This window comes from Microcoleus sp. F4-D5, assembly GCF_036704885.1.
GTDB lineage: Bacteria > Cyanobacteriota > Cyanobacteriia > Cyanobacteriales > Microcoleaceae > Microcoleus.
Map to the genome: position 1 here is coordinate 40,655 of NZ_JAUBSX010000045.1, position 16,109 is coordinate 56,763.

General features: G+C 43.9%; 18 protein-coding genes, 1 rRNA gene and 1 pseudogene. 7 read left to right on the forward strand and 13 right to left on the reverse strand.

Annotated elements, in window-relative coordinates:
• The first annotated feature begins 17 nt into the window (after positions 1 to 17).
• Positions 18 to 428, forward strand: a complete 411-nt coding sequence (locus QUA80_RS20300) for an ester cyclase (protein WP_333426899.1) — start codon at positions 18 to 20, stop codon at positions 426 to 428.
• Between the two features lie 208 nt (positions 429 to 636).
• Here QUA80_RS20300 and QUA80_RS20305 read toward each other — a convergent pair whose 3' ends face one another.
• The 4 genes from QUA80_RS20305 to QUA80_RS20320 all read right to left on the reverse strand — a co-directional run bounded on the left by QUA80_RS20305 (position 637) and on the right by QUA80_RS20320 (position 3,153).
• Positions 637 to 1,392: a tRNA(His) guanylyltransferase Thg1 family protein gene (locus QUA80_RS20305; RefSeq protein WP_333426900.1), complete on the reverse strand. Its 756-nt coding sequence runs from the start codon at positions 1,390 to 1,392 to the stop codon at positions 637 to 639.
• Positions 1,373 to 1,858 carry an AAA family ATPase gene (locus QUA80_RS20310; protein ID WP_333426901.1) on the reverse strand — a complete coding sequence of 162 codons (486 nt, stop codon included), beginning with the start codon at positions 1,856 to 1,858 and terminating at the stop codon, positions 1,373 to 1,375. Before QUA80_RS20310 ends, QUA80_RS20305 begins: the two co-directional genes overlap by 20 nt.
• Before the next feature lie 6 nt (positions 1,859 to 1,864).
• Complete coding sequence (locus QUA80_RS20315; protein WP_333426902.1) at positions 1,865 to 2,338, reverse strand: TspO/MBR family protein; 474 nt, start codon at positions 2,336 to 2,338, stop codon at positions 1,865 to 1,867.
• Between the two features lie 233 nt (positions 2,339 to 2,571).
• A complete protein-coding gene (locus QUA80_RS20320; RefSeq protein WP_333426903.1) occupies positions 2,572 to 3,153 on the reverse strand; it encodes a hypothetical protein in 582 nt (193 codons plus the stop codon).
• 366 nt (positions 3,154 to 3,519) lie between these two features.
• On the opposite strand from QUA80_RS20320, the gene QUA80_RS20325 reads away from it, so the two are divergent.
• Positions 3,520 to 3,834, forward strand: a complete 315-nt coding sequence (locus tag QUA80_RS20325) for a zinc ribbon domain-containing protein (RefSeq protein ID WP_333426904.1) — start codon at positions 3,520 to 3,522, stop codon at positions 3,832 to 3,834.
• 130 nt (positions 3,835 to 3,964) lie between these two features.
• On the opposite strand, the gene QUA80_RS20330 is transcribed toward QUA80_RS20325, so the two are convergent.
• Complete coding sequence (locus tag QUA80_RS20330) at positions 3,965 to 4,819, reverse strand: YkvA family protein (protein WP_333426905.1); 855 nt, start codon at positions 4,817 to 4,819, stop codon at positions 3,965 to 3,967.
• A 112-nt stretch (positions 4,820 to 4,931) separates the two neighbouring features.
• On the opposite strand from QUA80_RS20330, the gene QUA80_RS20335 reads away from it, so the two are divergent.
• Positions 4,932 to 5,756, forward strand: coding sequence for an NAD-dependent epimerase/dehydratase family protein (locus tag QUA80_RS20335; protein ID WP_333426906.1), 825 nt, complete (start codon positions 4,932 to 4,934; stop codon positions 5,754 to 5,756).
• Between the two features lie 386 nt (positions 5,757 to 6,142).
• Here the strand turns inward: QUA80_RS20335 and QUA80_RS20340 are convergent, their stop codons facing one another.
• The 6 genes from QUA80_RS20340 to sufB form a co-directional block, all read right to left on the reverse strand.
• Positions 6,143 to 6,766 (reverse strand): SAM-dependent methyltransferase, encoded by a 624-nt coding sequence (locus QUA80_RS20340; protein ID WP_333426907.1) that lies wholly within the window; start codon positions 6,764 to 6,766, stop codon positions 6,143 to 6,145.
• 275 nt (positions 6,767 to 7,041) lie between these two features.
• Positions 7,042 to 7,803 carry a DUF4184 family protein gene (locus QUA80_RS20345; RefSeq protein WP_333426908.1) on the reverse strand — a complete coding sequence of 254 codons (762 nt, stop codon included), beginning with the start codon at positions 7,801 to 7,803 and terminating at the stop codon, positions 7,042 to 7,044.
• A 64-nt stretch (positions 7,804 to 7,867) separates the two neighbouring features.
• Positions 7,868 to 9,130 (reverse strand): SufS family cysteine desulfurase, encoded by a 1,263-nt coding sequence (locus QUA80_RS20350; RefSeq protein WP_333426909.1) that lies wholly within the window; start codon positions 9,128 to 9,130, stop codon positions 7,868 to 7,870.
• A gap of 166 nt (positions 9,131 to 9,296) precedes the next feature.
• Positions 9,297 to 10,631: a Fe-S cluster assembly protein SufD gene (sufD, locus tag QUA80_RS20355; RefSeq protein WP_333426910.1), complete on the reverse strand. Its 1,335-nt coding sequence runs from the start codon at positions 10,629 to 10,631 to the stop codon at positions 9,297 to 9,299.
• Positions 10,628 to 11,419 (reverse strand): Fe-S cluster assembly ATPase SufC, encoded by a 792-nt coding sequence (gene sufC, locus QUA80_RS20360; protein ID WP_333426911.1) that lies wholly within the window; start codon positions 11,417 to 11,419, stop codon positions 10,628 to 10,630. The genes sufD and sufC overlap by 4 nt, the downstream gene beginning before the upstream one ends.
• A 283-nt stretch (positions 11,420 to 11,702) precedes the next feature.
• Positions 11,703 to 13,145 carry a Fe-S cluster assembly protein SufB gene (gene sufB, locus QUA80_RS20365; protein WP_333426912.1) on the reverse strand — a complete coding sequence of 481 codons (1,443 nt, stop codon included), beginning with the start codon at positions 13,143 to 13,145 and terminating at the stop codon, positions 11,703 to 11,705.
• Between the two features lie 348 nt (positions 13,146 to 13,493).
• On the opposite strand from sufB, the gene sufR reads away from it, so the two are divergent.
• From sufR to QUA80_RS20385, 4 genes are all read left to right on the forward strand, one after another.
• On the forward strand, positions 13,494 to 14,192 hold the full coding sequence (gene sufR, locus QUA80_RS20370; protein ID WP_333426913.1) for an iron-sulfur cluster biosynthesis transcriptional regulator SufR: 699 nt from the start codon (positions 13,494 to 13,496) through the stop codon (positions 14,190 to 14,192).
• A gap of 123 nt (positions 14,193 to 14,315) precedes the next feature.
• The gene (locus QUA80_RS20375) at positions 14,316 to 14,723 is read left to right on the forward strand and encodes a hypothetical protein (RefSeq protein WP_333426914.1); all 408 of its coding nucleotides are present in this window, start codon (positions 14,316 to 14,318) and stop codon (positions 14,721 to 14,723) included.
• Between the two features lie 196 nt (positions 14,724 to 14,919).
• Positions 14,920 to 15,036, forward strand: a 5S ribosomal RNA gene (gene rrf / locus QUA80_RS20380).
• 246 nt (positions 15,037 to 15,282) lie between these two features.
• A complete protein-coding gene (locus QUA80_RS20385) occupies positions 15,283 to 15,384 on the forward strand; it encodes a hypothetical protein (RefSeq protein WP_333426915.1) in 102 nt (33 codons plus the stop codon).
• Positions 15,385 to 15,434: 50 nt separating this feature from the next.
• Here QUA80_RS20385 and QUA80_RS33890 read toward each other — a convergent pair whose 3' ends face one another.
• Both QUA80_RS33890 and QUA80_RS20390 read right to left on the reverse strand, forming a co-directional pair.
• Positions 15,435 to 15,866: a transposase gene (locus tag QUA80_RS33890; RefSeq protein ID WP_445302271.1), complete on the reverse strand. Its 432-nt coding sequence runs from the start codon at positions 15,864 to 15,866 to the stop codon at positions 15,435 to 15,437.
• Positions 15,757 to 16,109 (reverse strand): annotated as a pseudogene (locus QUA80_RS20390) (hypothetical protein); the annotation flags it as partial. The pseudogene QUA80_RS20390 and the gene QUA80_RS33890, both read right to left, overlap by 110 nt.

Sequence of the window (16,109 nt, forward strand, 5' to 3'; positions counted from 1 at the left end):
GTATTAGGGAACCAAAAATGAAAACGCCCAAGCAAGTTCTCGAAGACTGGGTTTCTGCTTATAACGCTCGTGACCCTCACGCCCTTATCGAGCTCTATCACGACGATGCAGAGAACCATCAAGTTGCCTTTGGCGATCCTATAAACGGGCGCGAGGCCTTGCTGGAGAGTTTTGTTACGTTCTTCCAAGCTTTTCCAGACAATTACACGCACGTTGAGAATCTGTTTGAGGATGGCGAGTGGGCGATCGTCGAGTGGACTGGTGGCGGCACATTTCTAGGTGAGTTTGGTGGCAACCTACCAACTGGCAAAAGTTTTACCCTGCAAGGCTGTGGCTTCTTTCATGTTGTTGATGGCAAAATCCATTTTCAACGCGGTTACATAGACAAGCACACTTGGTTCCTGCAGCTTGGGCTACCGATATCATAAGTTTCCAGTTGTGCAACTGTACAATTATTTCGCATCAAATTTTTGCTGACTAAAACCTGGGTTGCAGCTAGATACTACCAAAAATAGGCTAACTCGCTTGCTCGAGATTGGGCGGGGGGTTTAAACCCCCGTCTCACAGCTTGCATTCGGTTAAAACCGACTAAGAATTCATCAATTGCCACCGGATTTGGCAAGATATCCTTAATGGTTAATCGCCAACATTTAAAAATTGGTAAATAAATTCTTTGTATTCCTCTTTCATGGGCAGCTCTTCATCGACTTTGAGTCGCCGCCGCACTGCGACAACTTCTTTGCGTTCGATCGGGTTATAACCTGGTTTATCGTATTTTTCCCAATACAATCCCGTTCCACGGCGCTGCCAAGTCGGCAGTTCGTTAAAGTTAATTCCGTTTTGAAACAGCAATTCGTTTTTGAAAGCCACCGATTGTTTCTCTAATATAACTGCTGCATTTTCACCCGTTTCGCCATTTTTTCGCAGCATCCAATAACTCCAGCCATTCAAAGCGCAGCGCGCTGCATCTGCTTGCCGCCATAGAAAATAATCTACTACTTGCGATTTGTTCGCTGCAGAACAAATGCGGCTGTCAAAAGTGACTGCTGTTTGGGCGGCGCTAGTGAAAGTTGCACTGGCAATACTGGCAGAAATAGAGACAATTTTTTCTAAGCTGCGGTCAAATAAATCCCAATCTGGAGGAAACAAAACTGAGATTTCGTCACTTTCGGTATAAGCGTAAATGCCGTCTAGTTCTGACAGGAGTGCTTTGGCAGTTTCCACCATTAATTCGTGGAATTTTAAGTCGAAAGGCTTATCAAAACTTGAGGAAGTAAATTTGGAAAAATTGCGACCGTCGGCGCGAATTACTGTGTGAGTTCCCGGCAATAAACGCAGGCTGTGAAAATATTCAAGCTCGCGCATTTTTTTTTCAAATGTCTGATTGTCCATGAATAACTTCCTCTGCGAGCCAGGTTTTTACTTCAAAGGTAAAGTTTTCTGCTATGCGGGCCCAAAACAGCCGTTCAAACCCTTCGGCGTAACTGGGCAATACCATTTTTTTTAGAGTAGCATAAATTGCTATGTCTGGAACTTGAGATTTGCCCGATCGCTTTTGATTTCGAGCTAAACAGTCGCTGACTAATGATTCAAAGTAGTAACCGATGATTTGGGCATTATAGGTGCGACCGATATCAATCAGCGACTTGCGATCGAGAACTTCGGGATTGGTGTTGTCAACAGCGATTGAATGACCTGCTTGCAGTGCATTTTCAATTAATTGAATTTGTCGGCGCGATTTATTTTTATTGTTTGGCATTAAATCTTTGCTGACTAAAACGTGCGTTGCAGCTAAATACTCGCGGAAAAATGTGCTTTTTCCCGATGCTTGCAATCCCATTAAAATGACTAATTCCATGAGAGACTAAACATCCGCCGGATTTAGGTGCATCATTGCCCAAGTGGTGTAAGTGCCGATCGGACTCCAAAGTATGTAAGGCAGCAATAACAGGGCTGCGGGTTCGGAAACTTGCAACACAATTAAAGCTAGTATTACGCTTAAAATAGCACCCGTTCCGCCGATTATCGTGCCGACTTTTAGGCTCCTAACTTTGCACATAACCGAGGTGTAAGATATGGTTACTATTTCTAAAAGCAAGTACAAACCCATTCTCACCCAAGTCTCCTGAGTTCCCGGTTCTTTTTCCCAAACAATCACTGCTGACCAAGCTGCACAAATAAAAATTACTGTCCAAATTAGGGGAATTGCTTTTTCAAATACTAGCCATCTCGGACGCTGCAAGCGGTTGAACCATTGGATGTCGCTGGGCGCTATTATGTTAGCGCCTAAAGCTACTACAAAGGCGACTCCTCCAATTACCATCCAGGATTTAATCATTTATCTACCTTTGGCTAGATTTACGGCTGAGATTAAACATACATTTTAGGTAATAACCGCGCAAAATACATCTGCATCCAGTCTTAAATTTATAATTCACAGCTAGCTTAGACTTCTTGAAAATATTAAATTTATTGGCTTCACAGCCCTGGACGCAGAACTAAATTATGTAGGGTGCGCCTAGCGCACCTTACCGCTATAATTCGCGCTTAGTCTTTCAACTAAATATGCAGCTAGCCGAGGCGGTGATGCTGTTCTAATTCTAAACTAGAGTCGTCATCTTTTTTGGGAACCAGAAGCGTATTTTCGCTGCTCGGTTGCAACACGGCTTTAATAACTTGGAGAAAACGGTTAGGCTTTTTAGTTTGACCGTTGAGACTGCGGCGGTCTTTCACTTTTTTAGACAGGTGGCGCATCACAGATAAATCGAGTTCATCTATGAAATGGTCTGCTATACGTTCTCCCATTAAATCTATAGCTTCAGCATACTGATCTGTTAGCATTTCTATGGCATCGTATGCTTCGTCAGCAACTTGACTTGCTACTGTTTTACTTTGGTCGCCTGATGTTTGAGAATGGTTGCGGCGTCTGTCTAAAAGACTTTGGTAGTCAGCAATACTCATTCCCAAATTGTAAAGATGGTGGTGTGCATGATCTATTAAATCTACTTCACTGGGATAGAAGAAACCGCGAGTGCTGTTGATGCCGTGCAGTTTTGCCCAACGCCGCAGAATTGTCTCATCTTGCAGTTGATATCTTTCCAACATTTGAGCTGTATTCAGCTCTACTTCTGGCGTAACTTTGAAATCGCTCATCGGTAAATCCTCGCTGGTGAGTAAATAAATAACATTGAAACTTAGAATCTGTGATTTGCGTACAGTCTGAAAATGATTCGATCCTTTGACGGCATTGAGCGAAGTCTTGCGGGCATTTGCTAGCCGTTGATGGTGCGATCGTTAGATCGAGTCAGAGGGTTTCAGGGTAGCGTAGTTTTGGGCTTTGTTTCGATCGCATCCGGGAGCAAGCACACAGGGTTAATAATATAGCTGATTTAGGTTTCAACAACCGTTAAAAATAGTAAAGTTTGATTGTTGGGCTTGAATTCTTAGTAATGTTGAGCTATATTATTATCAATTACCGTGCAATTAGTAATTTTAGTAGTTGCAAACGAGATTCTTAGTATGCCTGTATACGATTATTTTTGTCCCAAAAACAACCAGCAGTTAGAAGTTTCGCACAGCATGAACCTGGAAGTTTCGACTTGGGGCCAACTGTGCCAGTTAGCTAAGTGCGAACCCGGGGACACTCCCGCAGATGCTCCGGTACGCCGACTGCTGAGCGCTCCGAGGTTGATGAAGCCGACATCCGACACCGATTATAAAAATTCGGGTTTCAGCAAGTACGTGAAGCGGGATGAAGGGGTTTATGAAAATGTCACGGCTAAGGATGGTGAAAGCCGTATTGTCAATCGAGATGGCAAGCCGATTAAAGACTGAGAATCCACAATAATTAAGTAGGGACACGGCACTGCCGTGTCCTGTATTTCATCCGATTGACAACTGCTATATTATTCAAATTATATTATTCCGATGCAGGCGGAAACAAAACGATCCACCGGACATAATATTATGAGCCAAACCAATCTTTCATTTTTTGTTTTGCTTGTTCTTTAGTATCAGCATTAATGTGTACTGAAACAGTAGCTATTGCCGCCAGCAACACTCCCAAATCGTCCGTAAATCCCATGCCGACTAATATATCGGGAATGGCATCGACAGGAGAGATAAAATAGGTCAAAGCTCCAACAATAACAGTTTTTGCCCAAGCAGGCACCTTTGGGTTCTGAGTCACATAGTAGAGAATCAAAGCTTTTTCTACTACTTCTCTTCCTGCGGTTAAAGCAAAGTTTTTAAGTTGAGTCCAAAAATTTTCCTCGGAGTATTTTATCTGAGAATCACTGAGGTTGGTTGTAGTTCTTTTTGGATCGATTAAATCGAGAGGAATTCCCTTATTTTTGAGCTGGGAAATACTGGCATTGAACGAGGCTGATGCCTGATTTTGATTGGGCGCAGCCTCCCGTATTTGTTTGATGTCTGCGATGAATTCCTGCATGGCTTGGATTTGCAAGTCGGAAACCGCCAGCAGTTTTTTTGCGGATTGGATCGCCTCGCTTTCTGCGGGATGCAGCGTCTTATTTGCCCAAGTAATGTTTATTAAAAAATACATGACTCCCAAACGCAGCGGTTCTGCTGATTGGCTGAGTGTTTGCAAACAGTCGCTGAGTGAAGGGGGACTGGCTGTGTAGGATTGGATTTGAGTCTTTGCGGAGTCAGAAAACTTGTCTAAATTTATGGTTTTAAACAACAAATCTAATTCGTCAATATCAACGGAACCATCGGCGGCTGCGATCGCAAACAAAGAACCGTAAAAAGCTAAAAGTTCGCTTTCTGAGGATGTGGCAAAAATATCTCTCTCGGACACGATGCTACTCCGATTGATAACGATGCTTTGCATTTTACCACAAAACTCAGCGCGCCATGATTTCAGAAACCGGCAATAATTTTAGAGAGTATGAAACAAAGGAGAATTTTTTATGAAAGTTGCGATCGTCGGCTGCGGCTATGTGGGTACTGCGACAGCCAAACATTTACGCGGCAAACCTGATTGTACCGTGACGGCGACAACTACGACGGCGACCCGAGTAGTTGAGTTGGAGGGTGTCGCGCAGCGGGTGGCCGTTGTCAAGGGAAATGACAAAGATGCGATCGCTTCTGTACTGCAAGAACAAGATGCTGTTATGCTGTGCGTCGGTGCTCCAAATCCTCATGCTTATCGGGAGAGTTATTTAGATACTGCGACAACTTTGGTATCGGTTTTACAGGAAACACCGACAGTCAAGCAGGTTATTTATACGGGTAGTTATTCTGTGTACGGCGATCGCCAAGGTGAATTGGTAAATGAAGAATCGCCCGTCAAACTAGCTAATCCAAATAGTGAAATTATGGCAGAAACAGAACGGGTTTTATTAGCAGCATCTAGTCCAAATCTTCACGTCTGCATTCTCCGTTTGGGAGGAATTTATGGGCCGGGGCGAGAATTAGTTAAAATCTTTGGACGTTGGGCTGGGAACACTCGTCCTGGTAGGGGGGAAGATGCTACTAATTGGGTGCATCTGGATGATGTTGTTGGGGGGTTAACTTTTGCTTTGGAAAATCGATTGCAGGGAATTTATAATTTAGTCGGGGATGTGTCGCTGTCGAGTCGCGAATTACTCGATCGCATTTTTGAAACTCACAATTTGCCGAAAGCTTCTTGGGATGGAAGTCCTAGCGTGCGGCCTTACAATGCGAGGGTGTCGAATCAAAAGATTAAGGCGGCTGGTTATCAATTTATCCATCCTGAGATTAGGGAGTATTAATGGAGGAGTGAATGGCGTCATTGAAGGCGATCGTTCTTTGTTAGTGTTCGCAATTTACAAGGCGATCGCTCTTTAATTTATCTCAAGTCCGGTCAATCATTCACAATAATATTTTTGGATATCGATCGGTGCAGACTTTTGATCGCATCCGTCCTTACTACAAACTTAATTAATTATAATTATTGACCCGGACTTGATATTACTGACAGATAAGCTGTTGTGCATTTAAATAGGGTGTGAGGATTTGGCGAAAAGCAACAGGTAACGAGAAACGGAAAACAGACAATATGTAATTTAAATGCACGATAGCTTAAATGCTAATAAATAAAAGGTGTTTGCGAACTAATTGTAGATGCACTCTCTAGAATATTATCGGCTGGTATCATTTACAACCGCTGAAACAAATCCATCCGATAGCGTTTATGATGACGTGCTAAATCTAGCATCAAAAAACGTTTGCGTGGGTCTCCAAGATGTTTCAAAAACTGTCCCGAATCTTTGAGAAAGGTATCGTGAACAATTTCGCCATTCAAGATAAAACTTTCCACTGGATACCGAAAGTGAACAATCAAAAGATAACCGCCAGGAAGTAAGTGGTTAATGATTTTTTCCTTGGTTGTCTGGAGGTCAGATTTGCTAAAATAATAGCCCACTTCTGAGAATAAAATGAAATCGAAATTCTCAGTTGGAAACTGTTGGGGTATTTGCATCTGCTGAAAGCGAACCTGTGGAAGATCGTGGCAGCGTTTCCGCGCTTCTTCTAATCCTACTTCTGAATAATCTACTGAAAGCAATCTGTCACATTTTTTTGCAAGTTTCTGGGTGAGGACGCCGATAGCACATCCGATTTCAAAAGCATTTTTGAATCGGACTTTTGGCAAGGATCTGATCGTTGTTCTAAATTTACTGGTTTCATAAAAGCTAGACGTGTAGCTCCAAGGATCTTTACTTTGGCGATAGGTTTCATCAAAGAAACTGGATGGTACTGATTCCGACTCTGAAGGTCTCATTGTTAACCTCTGTAAGTTAGATAATGTCTAACTAAATATACAACAAAAAAAATAGATTCAGGATTTACTAAAGAATTTAACTTTTACAGTCTCTGTAGAGTTAAGGTCGTCAGTCCTCACCCTAAAGATAGATTTTGCAGTTAATTGCTGAGATCGAATCCTTCACTTTCTTCTCACAGATGAATCACAGGTGAGACGCCTGTCTCACAATACATCTAATGAATAAAGGGCGATCGCCCTTTCTGATATCTATAATTTTCTCTATCACCCAAGTTCTAATTTAATTGCTGAAAACCTTTGATATTCCAGAATACAGCAGAGTACAACAAACAACCGAGAAATAACCCAGAAATAGAACCAATAACCGCTCTAACAACTATGCCAGAAAAACTTCCATCCTCAGCTACGTGCAACTTTACAGCAATTAATGCCAAGATACAAGAGGTCAGCAAAATGCAGCTAGTTGCTAATAGTTTCCAGCGCACAGGCAGCACTTGTTTACTTTGGTGAGGTTGAGTTTTTAGCAACCACACCAAGAACCAAATCGACAAACCGCAGAGTCCGAATATGCCACTTCCATATTGAAGTAATTTGTAAAGTGGTAGGGAGAAAATCTGAAATTGCAACAGTGGAAATCGGACGACAAACCACCCAGTTGAATGAGTAAAATCATCCCACAAAATATGACTTATTCCGCCGATCGCGATCGATCCTATAATTATTAAAAATTGTGATAAGGGGAGGAGCGAGTATCGCCTTATTGGTGGCAGTCGATCGGCTACGTACAAGGGAGCAAGTGCCAGTAGGGGATACTTTAAAACCCAGTGAAATACTAGCAAAAGAACTAGGGAACAGGGCAAACCTTCGATGAATACTCCTGGCAAACTGTGGCCTATCTCTCTGACTGGTTTCAGGGCGATAAAATATTGCAAATCGGGTACCATTGTCCCAATTGCGAGAGCTAACAGATCCAATTTTCGTTTAGATAACAACCAGATGGGAACTGCTGCGATCGGATGTGCGAGTGTAAAAGGCATTCTGCTAAACTTAACCCTGAAAAAAATTTGGTAACTGAGGTGGGAAAATACCCACCACACAAACTTACCCCATAATCCCAGCAAAAAAGTCGATCGTCTCTTTCAACGCTTTCACAAACACATCAATCTCCTCGCGAGTATTGTAAAAATACAAACTCGCCCGCGCCGTAGACGAAAGGTTCAAATAGCGGTGCAAAGCTTGCGTGCAGTGATGCCCGGAACGAATCGCGACTCCCTCCTGGTCTAACATGGTAGACAAGTCTTGAGGGTGAATTTCTCCGGCAGTAAATGCCGCCAACGCTGCCCTACCTTCGCCGTTGCTGTCTGGTTGCGGCCCGTAGATTTTAATCTCTGGAATTTGCCGCAATTGTTGGAACATATAAGCAGTCAATTCTGCTTCGCAAGCGTGAATCTTATCCATGCCAATGTTACTAAGATAATCGACTGCTGCACCGAGGGCGATCGCCTCGCCGATTGCAGGCGTGCCGGCCTCAAATTTGTGCGGCAAATCGGCATAGGTGGAATAATCGAGAAACACGTCAGCAATCATCTCGCCGCCGCCGAAAAAGGGAGGCATTTCTCTGAGCAAGTCCAGTTTACCGTACAGAAAACCGATGCCAGTCGGAGCGCACATTTTGTGACCGGAAGCAACCAGCCAATCGCAATCTATTGCTTGCACGTCTACTATCATGTGCGGCACGCTTTGGCAAGCATCAATTAAAACTCTTGCGCCGAAACTGTGGGCAATTTTGCAGATTTCTTTGACAGGACTAATGCAGCCCAAAGTATTAGAAACGTGAACGGTTGACACCAATTTAGTTTTATGGGAAATCAGCGTTTTAAACTGTTCCACATCAAACTCGTTAGTTTCCGTTAACTCCACAAACTTCAGCACCGCACCAGTTCTTTGAGCAATCATTTGCCAGGGAACGAGATTGCTGTGGTGTTCCATCACAGACAGGATAATTTCATCTCCGGCTTGCAGATTGCTCAAGCCCCAAGAATAAGCAACCAAATTAATCGCTTCGGTGGCGTTGCGAGTGTAAACAATTTCTTGCCGCGACGCGGCATTTACAAATGCCGCAACTTTGTCTCTCGCACCTTCGTAAGCATCAGTCGCTTTGGCGCTGAGAGTGTGAGCGCCGCGGTGTACGTTTGCATTGTATTGTTCGTAGTAGTCGCGCCAAGCATTGATGACAGCTAGAGGTTTTTGAGAAGTAGCTGCATTGTCTAAATAAACTAGCGGTTTGCCGTTGACTTTTTGAGTCAAAATTGGGAAGTCGCCGCGAACTTTTGATGCAAGTGTTTTTTCTTGAATAAGTGTCATATTTTTTGAAGTTAGTGATTTGTTGTTGGGTGGGGGCGGGTTTACGAGATTGTTGGTTTTAGGTAATTATTATTCGTGAAACCAGCCCCTACAGGCTGTTAAAAATGGTGCAAGATGTGGTATGGACACAGCACTGCTGTGTCCTCTGTGTCCTCATCTTTATGAGTTATTCTTGAATAGCCACACAGGTAGAAAGCATTTTTGCCACACCTGCAATTGGCAACAGATTGAGCATTTCCGCCGCGAAAGCATCAATCAGCAAATAGCGGCTTCTTTCTAAATCTAAACCGCGACTTTGCAAGTAGAAAAGTTCATCATCTTCTAATTGGCTGACAGTTGCACCGTGGGAACATTTAACGTTGTCGGCGACAATTTCCAACTGCGGTTTGGTATCTACGCGGGCCCTGGGCGACAGCAACAAATTCCGGCTCAATTGTCCGGCATCTGTTAATTGTGCCGCTTTGCGAACGAAAACTTTGCCGTTAAATACAGCACGTGCTTTGTTTCCGACAATGCACTTGTGCAATTGGCGGCTTGTACCGTGGGGGTAATTAAAATCGATTAAACTGTGAGTATCAGATAACTGTTCGCCAAAGGCTACGCTTAAGCCGTTTAAAGTTGTTTCAGTGGCTTCGCCGCGCTGAAATACTTCTAAATTGTGCCGCGATATTTTGCCTCCCAAGCTGATAGCATGACAAGTATAACGGCTATTGCGAGATTGTTCGATCGCACTTTTGCCGATATGAACAACTTCCCCACCTTCCCGCTGCAGCCGAATGTGATTCACAGTGGCATTTTCGCCGACAACAACATCCGTTACAGCATTCGTAAATGCAGCGACATTACCGATAGTTGCGTAATCCTCAACCAGCGTCACATTGCTTCCAGGCTCAGCTATGACCGAGCAGTGCGGCTGGGACATCGTGGGAGATGCACCGGGCGCTGTCAGGAACAGCAAGTGAATCGGAAGGTCGATCGACATATTGGCCGGCACGAACACCACCGCAGAATCCGCCAAACCCGCAGTATTCAGAGCGGTAAACACCTCAGTTTGCTGTCTGTGCTTGCTCAAAACATCGCTGATGCGCCCTTGATATTTTTCGGGTACATTAGATAGATTACCTGTGTAAAAGTCGAGCGGCAAATTCGGCAAATTCACCGTTGATAAATGCGGCGCATAAAAACCATTGACAAAAACTAATCTTAATGGTAAATCTGCCCGATCTTTCACCGGCATCGTAATATCAGACAGCTTAATTTCTGGCTGATTGCTTTCCGGTAAATTCAACGGAATTTGCAACAGCGGCGACAAATCAGTAAAACGCCATTCTTCATCCTTCACAGTCGGAAAATGAGAAGAAAATACGTATTGAGCCGCAATGTCGCGCAAATCATCCAACCCGTAAACAGAACTTTTGAGATTAGCAGCGCCCAACTTTTCGCACTGATTCACCAAACCAGCCAAAAACATTTCTCTAGTAGCAACTTGCGTATTCATCATCGCGCGCCTACTCCTGCTGCTTCCTCTTCCACAACCCAGTCATAACCGCGCTCTTCCAATTCCAGCGCCAACTCTTTCGGGCCAGTCAAGATAATTCTGCCGGCTTCCATGACGTGAATAAAATCAGGAATAATGTAATTCAGCAACCGCTGATAGTGAGTAATCACCAACATCGAATTTTCAGCATTTGACAACTGATTTACACCGCCGGCGACAATCTTGAGAGCATCGATATCCAAACCCGAATCAGTCTCGTCCAAAATAGCTAACTTCGGTTCCAACAGCGCCATTTGCAAAATTTCATTCCGCTTTTTCTCGCCACCGGAAAAACCCTCATTAACGCTGCGACCTAAAAAAGAATCATTCATCTTGACAATATCCAGCTTGTCCTCGATTAAATCTTGGAAATCAAAAGCATCTAATTCTTCCAAGCCGCGATGCTTGCGGTGAGAATTGTAAGCCACGCGCAAGAAATCCAGATTGCTAACGCCGGGAATTTCTAAAGGATATTGGAAAGCTAGGAACACGCCAGCCAAAGAACGTTCTTCCGGCGCTAATTCCAGCAAATTTTGACCCAAAAATGTAACTTCTCCGCCCGTTACCGTATAAGCAGGATGGCCGGCTAATATCTTGGATAAAGTGCTTTTACCCGAACCGTTCGGGCCCATAATCGCGTGAATTTCACCCGATTTAATTTCCAGATTCAAACCCTTAAGGATTTGGGTATCTTCCACATTCGCAGTTAAATTGCGGACGGATAGCACCACTTGACTATTTTCAACAATCATCTATTTTTGTCCTTTTCCTCAATGCACTTTACAGTTTTTTTTCTCGTTGCTAGCCTGTACCCATTGGTGACAATTTAACGTTAAACCGATAGTCCGCCAGGGAATGAATTCCCTGTCTCAAAGCTTAAGTCCTCGCTATGAGGACTGAGAAGAAAACTTTTAAACTCATTAGTCCTATGCAAGAGGACTTTAGCTATTAGCCAGGGAATGAATTCCCTGGCGGACGGTGGGATTAAGTTGTCCCCGATGGACTCGGCCTGGAAGGGTTTCTCGCCCGCGAAAATTATCCGACACTTCCTTCGAGTTTCAGACTCAACAACTTATCAGCTTCCGCCGCAAATTCCATCGGCAACTGATTGAAAACATCTTTACAGAAACCGCTAATCATCATCGAAATAGCATTTTCTGCGGAAATTCCCCGCTGTGCGAAGAAGAATAATTGTTCTTCCCCAATCTTAGAAGTAGAAGCTTCGTGTTCCACTTTAGCAGTGTGGTTCTGCACTTGAATATAAGGGAAAGTATTCGCTTGAGCGTTATCCCCAATCAGCATCGAATCGCACTGAGAGTAATTTCTAGAGCCTTTAGCATTCGGCCCCATTTTCACCAAGCCGCGATAGCTGTTGGATGAATTTCCGGCAGAAATTCCCTTAGAAATAATCGTGCTGCGAGTATTTTTACCGATGTGGATCATTTTGGTGCCGGTGTCAGCTTGCTGCTTGTTATTTGTCAGCGCTACCGAGTAGAATTCGCCTACCGAGTTGTCGCCTACTAACACGCAACTGGGATATTTCCAAGTAATCGCGGAACCGGTTTCTACTTGTGTCCAAGAAATCTTAGAATTGACTCCTTGACACAAACCCCGTTTCGTCACGAAGTTGTAAATGCCGCCTTTGCCGTTGGCGTCGCCGGCGTACCAGTTTTGCACTGTGGAGTATTTGATATCGGCATTGTCCATTGTTATCAATTCCACCACGGCGGCGTGCAGTTGATTGGTGTCAAACATCGGCGCGGTGCAGCCTTCTAGGTAAGACACGGAACTGTTTTCTTCTGCGACAATTAGGGTGCGCTCGAACTGGCCGGAATCTCCGTTGTTGATGCGGAAATATGTTGACAATTCCATCGGGCATTTGACGCCTTTGGGAATGTAAACGAAGGAACCGTCGCTGAATACGGCGGAGTTGAGGGCTGCGAAAAAGTTATCGCCTACTGGTACGACGCTGCCGAGATATTTTTCTATGAGTTCGGGATAATCTTTGACGGCTTCTGAGATGGAACAGAAAATAACGCCATCTTTGGCTAACTTTTCTCTAAATGTTGTGGCAATTGAAACGCTGTCGAAAACGGCATCGACGGCGACATTTCCCAGCCGTTTTTGTTCGGAGAGGGGAATGCCGAGTTTCTCGAAGGTTTCTAGCAGTGTCGGGTCTACTTCGTCCAAACTGTTGAGCTTTTTGGGCTTTTGTTTGGGCGCGGAATAGTAGATAATTTGTTGGTAGTCGATCGCGGGATAGTTGACGTGGGGCCAGGTGGGCTCAGTCATTGTCAGCCACTTCCGGTATGCTTTGAGGCGGAATTGCAGCATGAATTCCGGTTCGTTTTTCTTGGCGGAAATCAGGCGGACTACATCTTCGCTCAAGCCGCGGGGGATGGTGTCTGATTCGATGTCGGTGACGAAACCGTATTTGTAGGGTTGGTTGACTAAGGTTTTGACTGTGGTAGAACTCATTATTTTGCGTGTTCAGTGTTCTAGATAATGCTCTCAAAGATGGCAGACGGGGGATTTTAGATTTGAGATTTTGGATTTGGGATTCGGGAATCTTGGTGCAAGCCCTGTCCTTTAAGGACGGAACAAATCGCAAACAGTAAATCTAAAGTATCTAAGCTTCAGACCGAACGGGTGGAGTAAATCTAAAATCCAAAATCGTAAATCCAAAATCGGTTGGTTGTCTGGGCTTGAGCGAGTTCTGCTGGACTGCTCGGTTGAGTTAAACAACAGGTTTGTTGCTTTACTATATTTTAAGCTACATTAACAATAGTGATATTGTCAAAGTCAAATTAATAATTTTTTGTGAAGATGATGGAGACTACTCAGCAGACTTCCACGAAACAAGACATCCTGGAATATTTGCTTAAGGAGGATAAAGGGACGGCTCTTGAGTTGGCGGAGTCTTTGGATATCAGCCCGCAGGCGATTCGCCGTCACTTGAAGGATTTGGAAGCGGAGGGGCTGATTCAGTATCAGTCGGTTCAGGCTGGGATGGGGCGGCCGCAGCACATTTACGAGCTTACCAGTCTGGGGCGCGATCGCTTCCCGAACCGTTACGGTGATTTTGCAGTCTCTTTCCTGGATACTCTGGCGGAAACTGTCGGCCGCGAGCAAGTGATTACTATCCTGCGAAAACAGTGGCAGCGCAAGGCGACGGAGTATCGGCGGCTGGTGGGTGAGGGTTCGCTGCAAGAGCGGGTGACTAAGTTGGTGGAACTCCGCAGGGCTGAAGGTTATATGGCTGAGTGTTATCCTGTAGAATCTGTGGAGGTGGGGATGTGCGATCGCACTGGTTTGGGCGATCGATTTGTGTTTGCGGAACACAACTGCGCGATTTCTAATGTTGCTGAAACTTTTCCGAGTGTGTGTGGCAATGAGTTGGAAATGTTTGCAGCGGTTTTGCCGGATTGTATTGTGGAGCGGACTCACTGGATTATTAATGGGGAACACCGCTGCGGTTATTTGATTGCAAGGAAGAAGGAAGAAGTTCGGCAACGGATTTTGTAACGGATTTAACGGATGTGACGCAGGGAAGTTCGACAACGGATGAGTGTAACGTATGTCACGGATGTCAGGGATTACCAATTACTAATTACCAATTACTAATTACCAATTACCAATTTTTAATATATGGAACCGCTAGCAGATTTTTTAAAGCCGGAAGAGTGCGCGGAAGTTGATATGGCGCTGCTGTCGTCGAAGGAAAAGTTTTCGGCGCGGGTGGCAATCTATGCTTTGAGGGTGCTCAAGCAAATTGCTGAGGAGACTGGTTTGCCCGTGGCTGAGGTGACAAATGGACAGGTGATGTATTGGATTAAGAATGATGAGAGTATTAAAGGGTCGATCGAACTTGATGCTAGTTTTGAAAACTTTTTTACGAATTTGGTAATTGCGTCTTTGCGGCCTTTGAGGCAAATTGCTACAGAAGCTGAAAGCGCGATCGAACAATTAACAGTTAAGCAGGTCGTGGCGTGGTTTGTGAAGGACGGGAAGATTCGCAGAGAACAGGGTGTCGAGGCGGCGTTTTTGGATTTGTGAGTTAAAGGTCGATCGGCAACACTGGCAAATAATACGTCAAACTCGGTGATTGGGGGCAGTTTCGGGCGATCGCAAAAAAGTTTGGACAAAGGGGTTGACAGCCTGGGGAAAACTTGATAAGGTAATTAAGTCGAGCGAAAGAGATGCAGCGCATCAAGCTTAACGCAGACACAGGATTTAAAGTTTTCAAAGCTTTCCTGGTGCTTATGATGTAATGGAACCACTCCGATCCATCCCGAACTCGGTTGTTAAACGTTGCTATGGCGAAGATACTCGGCGGGTCACTGCCCGGTAAAATAGCTCAGTGCCAGGTTAATCATAAATTAAAGCTCTTTTCCCGCAACGACGGAAAAGGGCTTTAGTATTTGGGAATTTACAGATGTTTATAATGACAAGTGCGTAAGTCCAGAACAAAATCTGGTGTAGTTTGGAAAACAAGGGTGAAATGCGTGTTATCAGCCGAAAAATCCTGCGAGATTTCTGTGAAAGCCATGCCGATTCCTGCGATGCACTTTATGACTGGTATAGAGTTTCCAGTAAAGCGGAATGGCAGAACCTAATTGATGTTCAGCAGATTTATCCAAAAACTGAGTCAGTCGGAAATTTTACTGTATTAGACATCTCCAAAAATAATCAAGCCCTTTGTATAGCTAGGTTATAGGGTATAAATGCAATCATAGTAAATTAGCTATAGCGATCCTAAATGATTTTCTATGTACAATATTGATGAATTTTGGGAAAATCAAATTTATGTTCCTTAGTGAAGAACTCAAACAAAAATTTGATAATCTTAAAAGACCTACATAAATACCAATACTTTCTTAAAAAGTTTTTAGCTTGTAACCAAATATCTTCAACGGGATTCTGTTGGGGAGCATTGGGGGCAAATAAAATACAAGTAATTGGCCAATTATCAGGTTCTTTGTCACTATTTACTGTTGATAAGAAATCTCTAAACTCTCCATATTTATGATAACTAGCTCCATCCCAAATTAAGATAATTCTCCGACCTTTATATTTATCTTGTAAATATTTAATAAAGTTGACCGTTGATTTTCCATCCCCAGATGGATGACGAAAGAACGTGAAATTGTTGGCTTTGATAATTGAGAGCACCAAAATAAGTTTGTCGCTCTCTTTCATTAGTAATTGGAATTTCAATTCTCCTATCGGAGCGACCCCAAACGTAGCCTGTCAGATCGCCATGAAGTAGATGACATTCATCTAAAAACAATACTATTATTTCCCCAGATTCTATGCCCGCCTTGTTTTTCGATAAAATCTCGTTAATTTCTTCCCGCTTTTTTTTTACCAGTTCGTCATCGGATTTGGGATTGATTTTTTGAGTCTTTTTCCAACTAATATTGGCAGCCGCGAAAAGTTGAT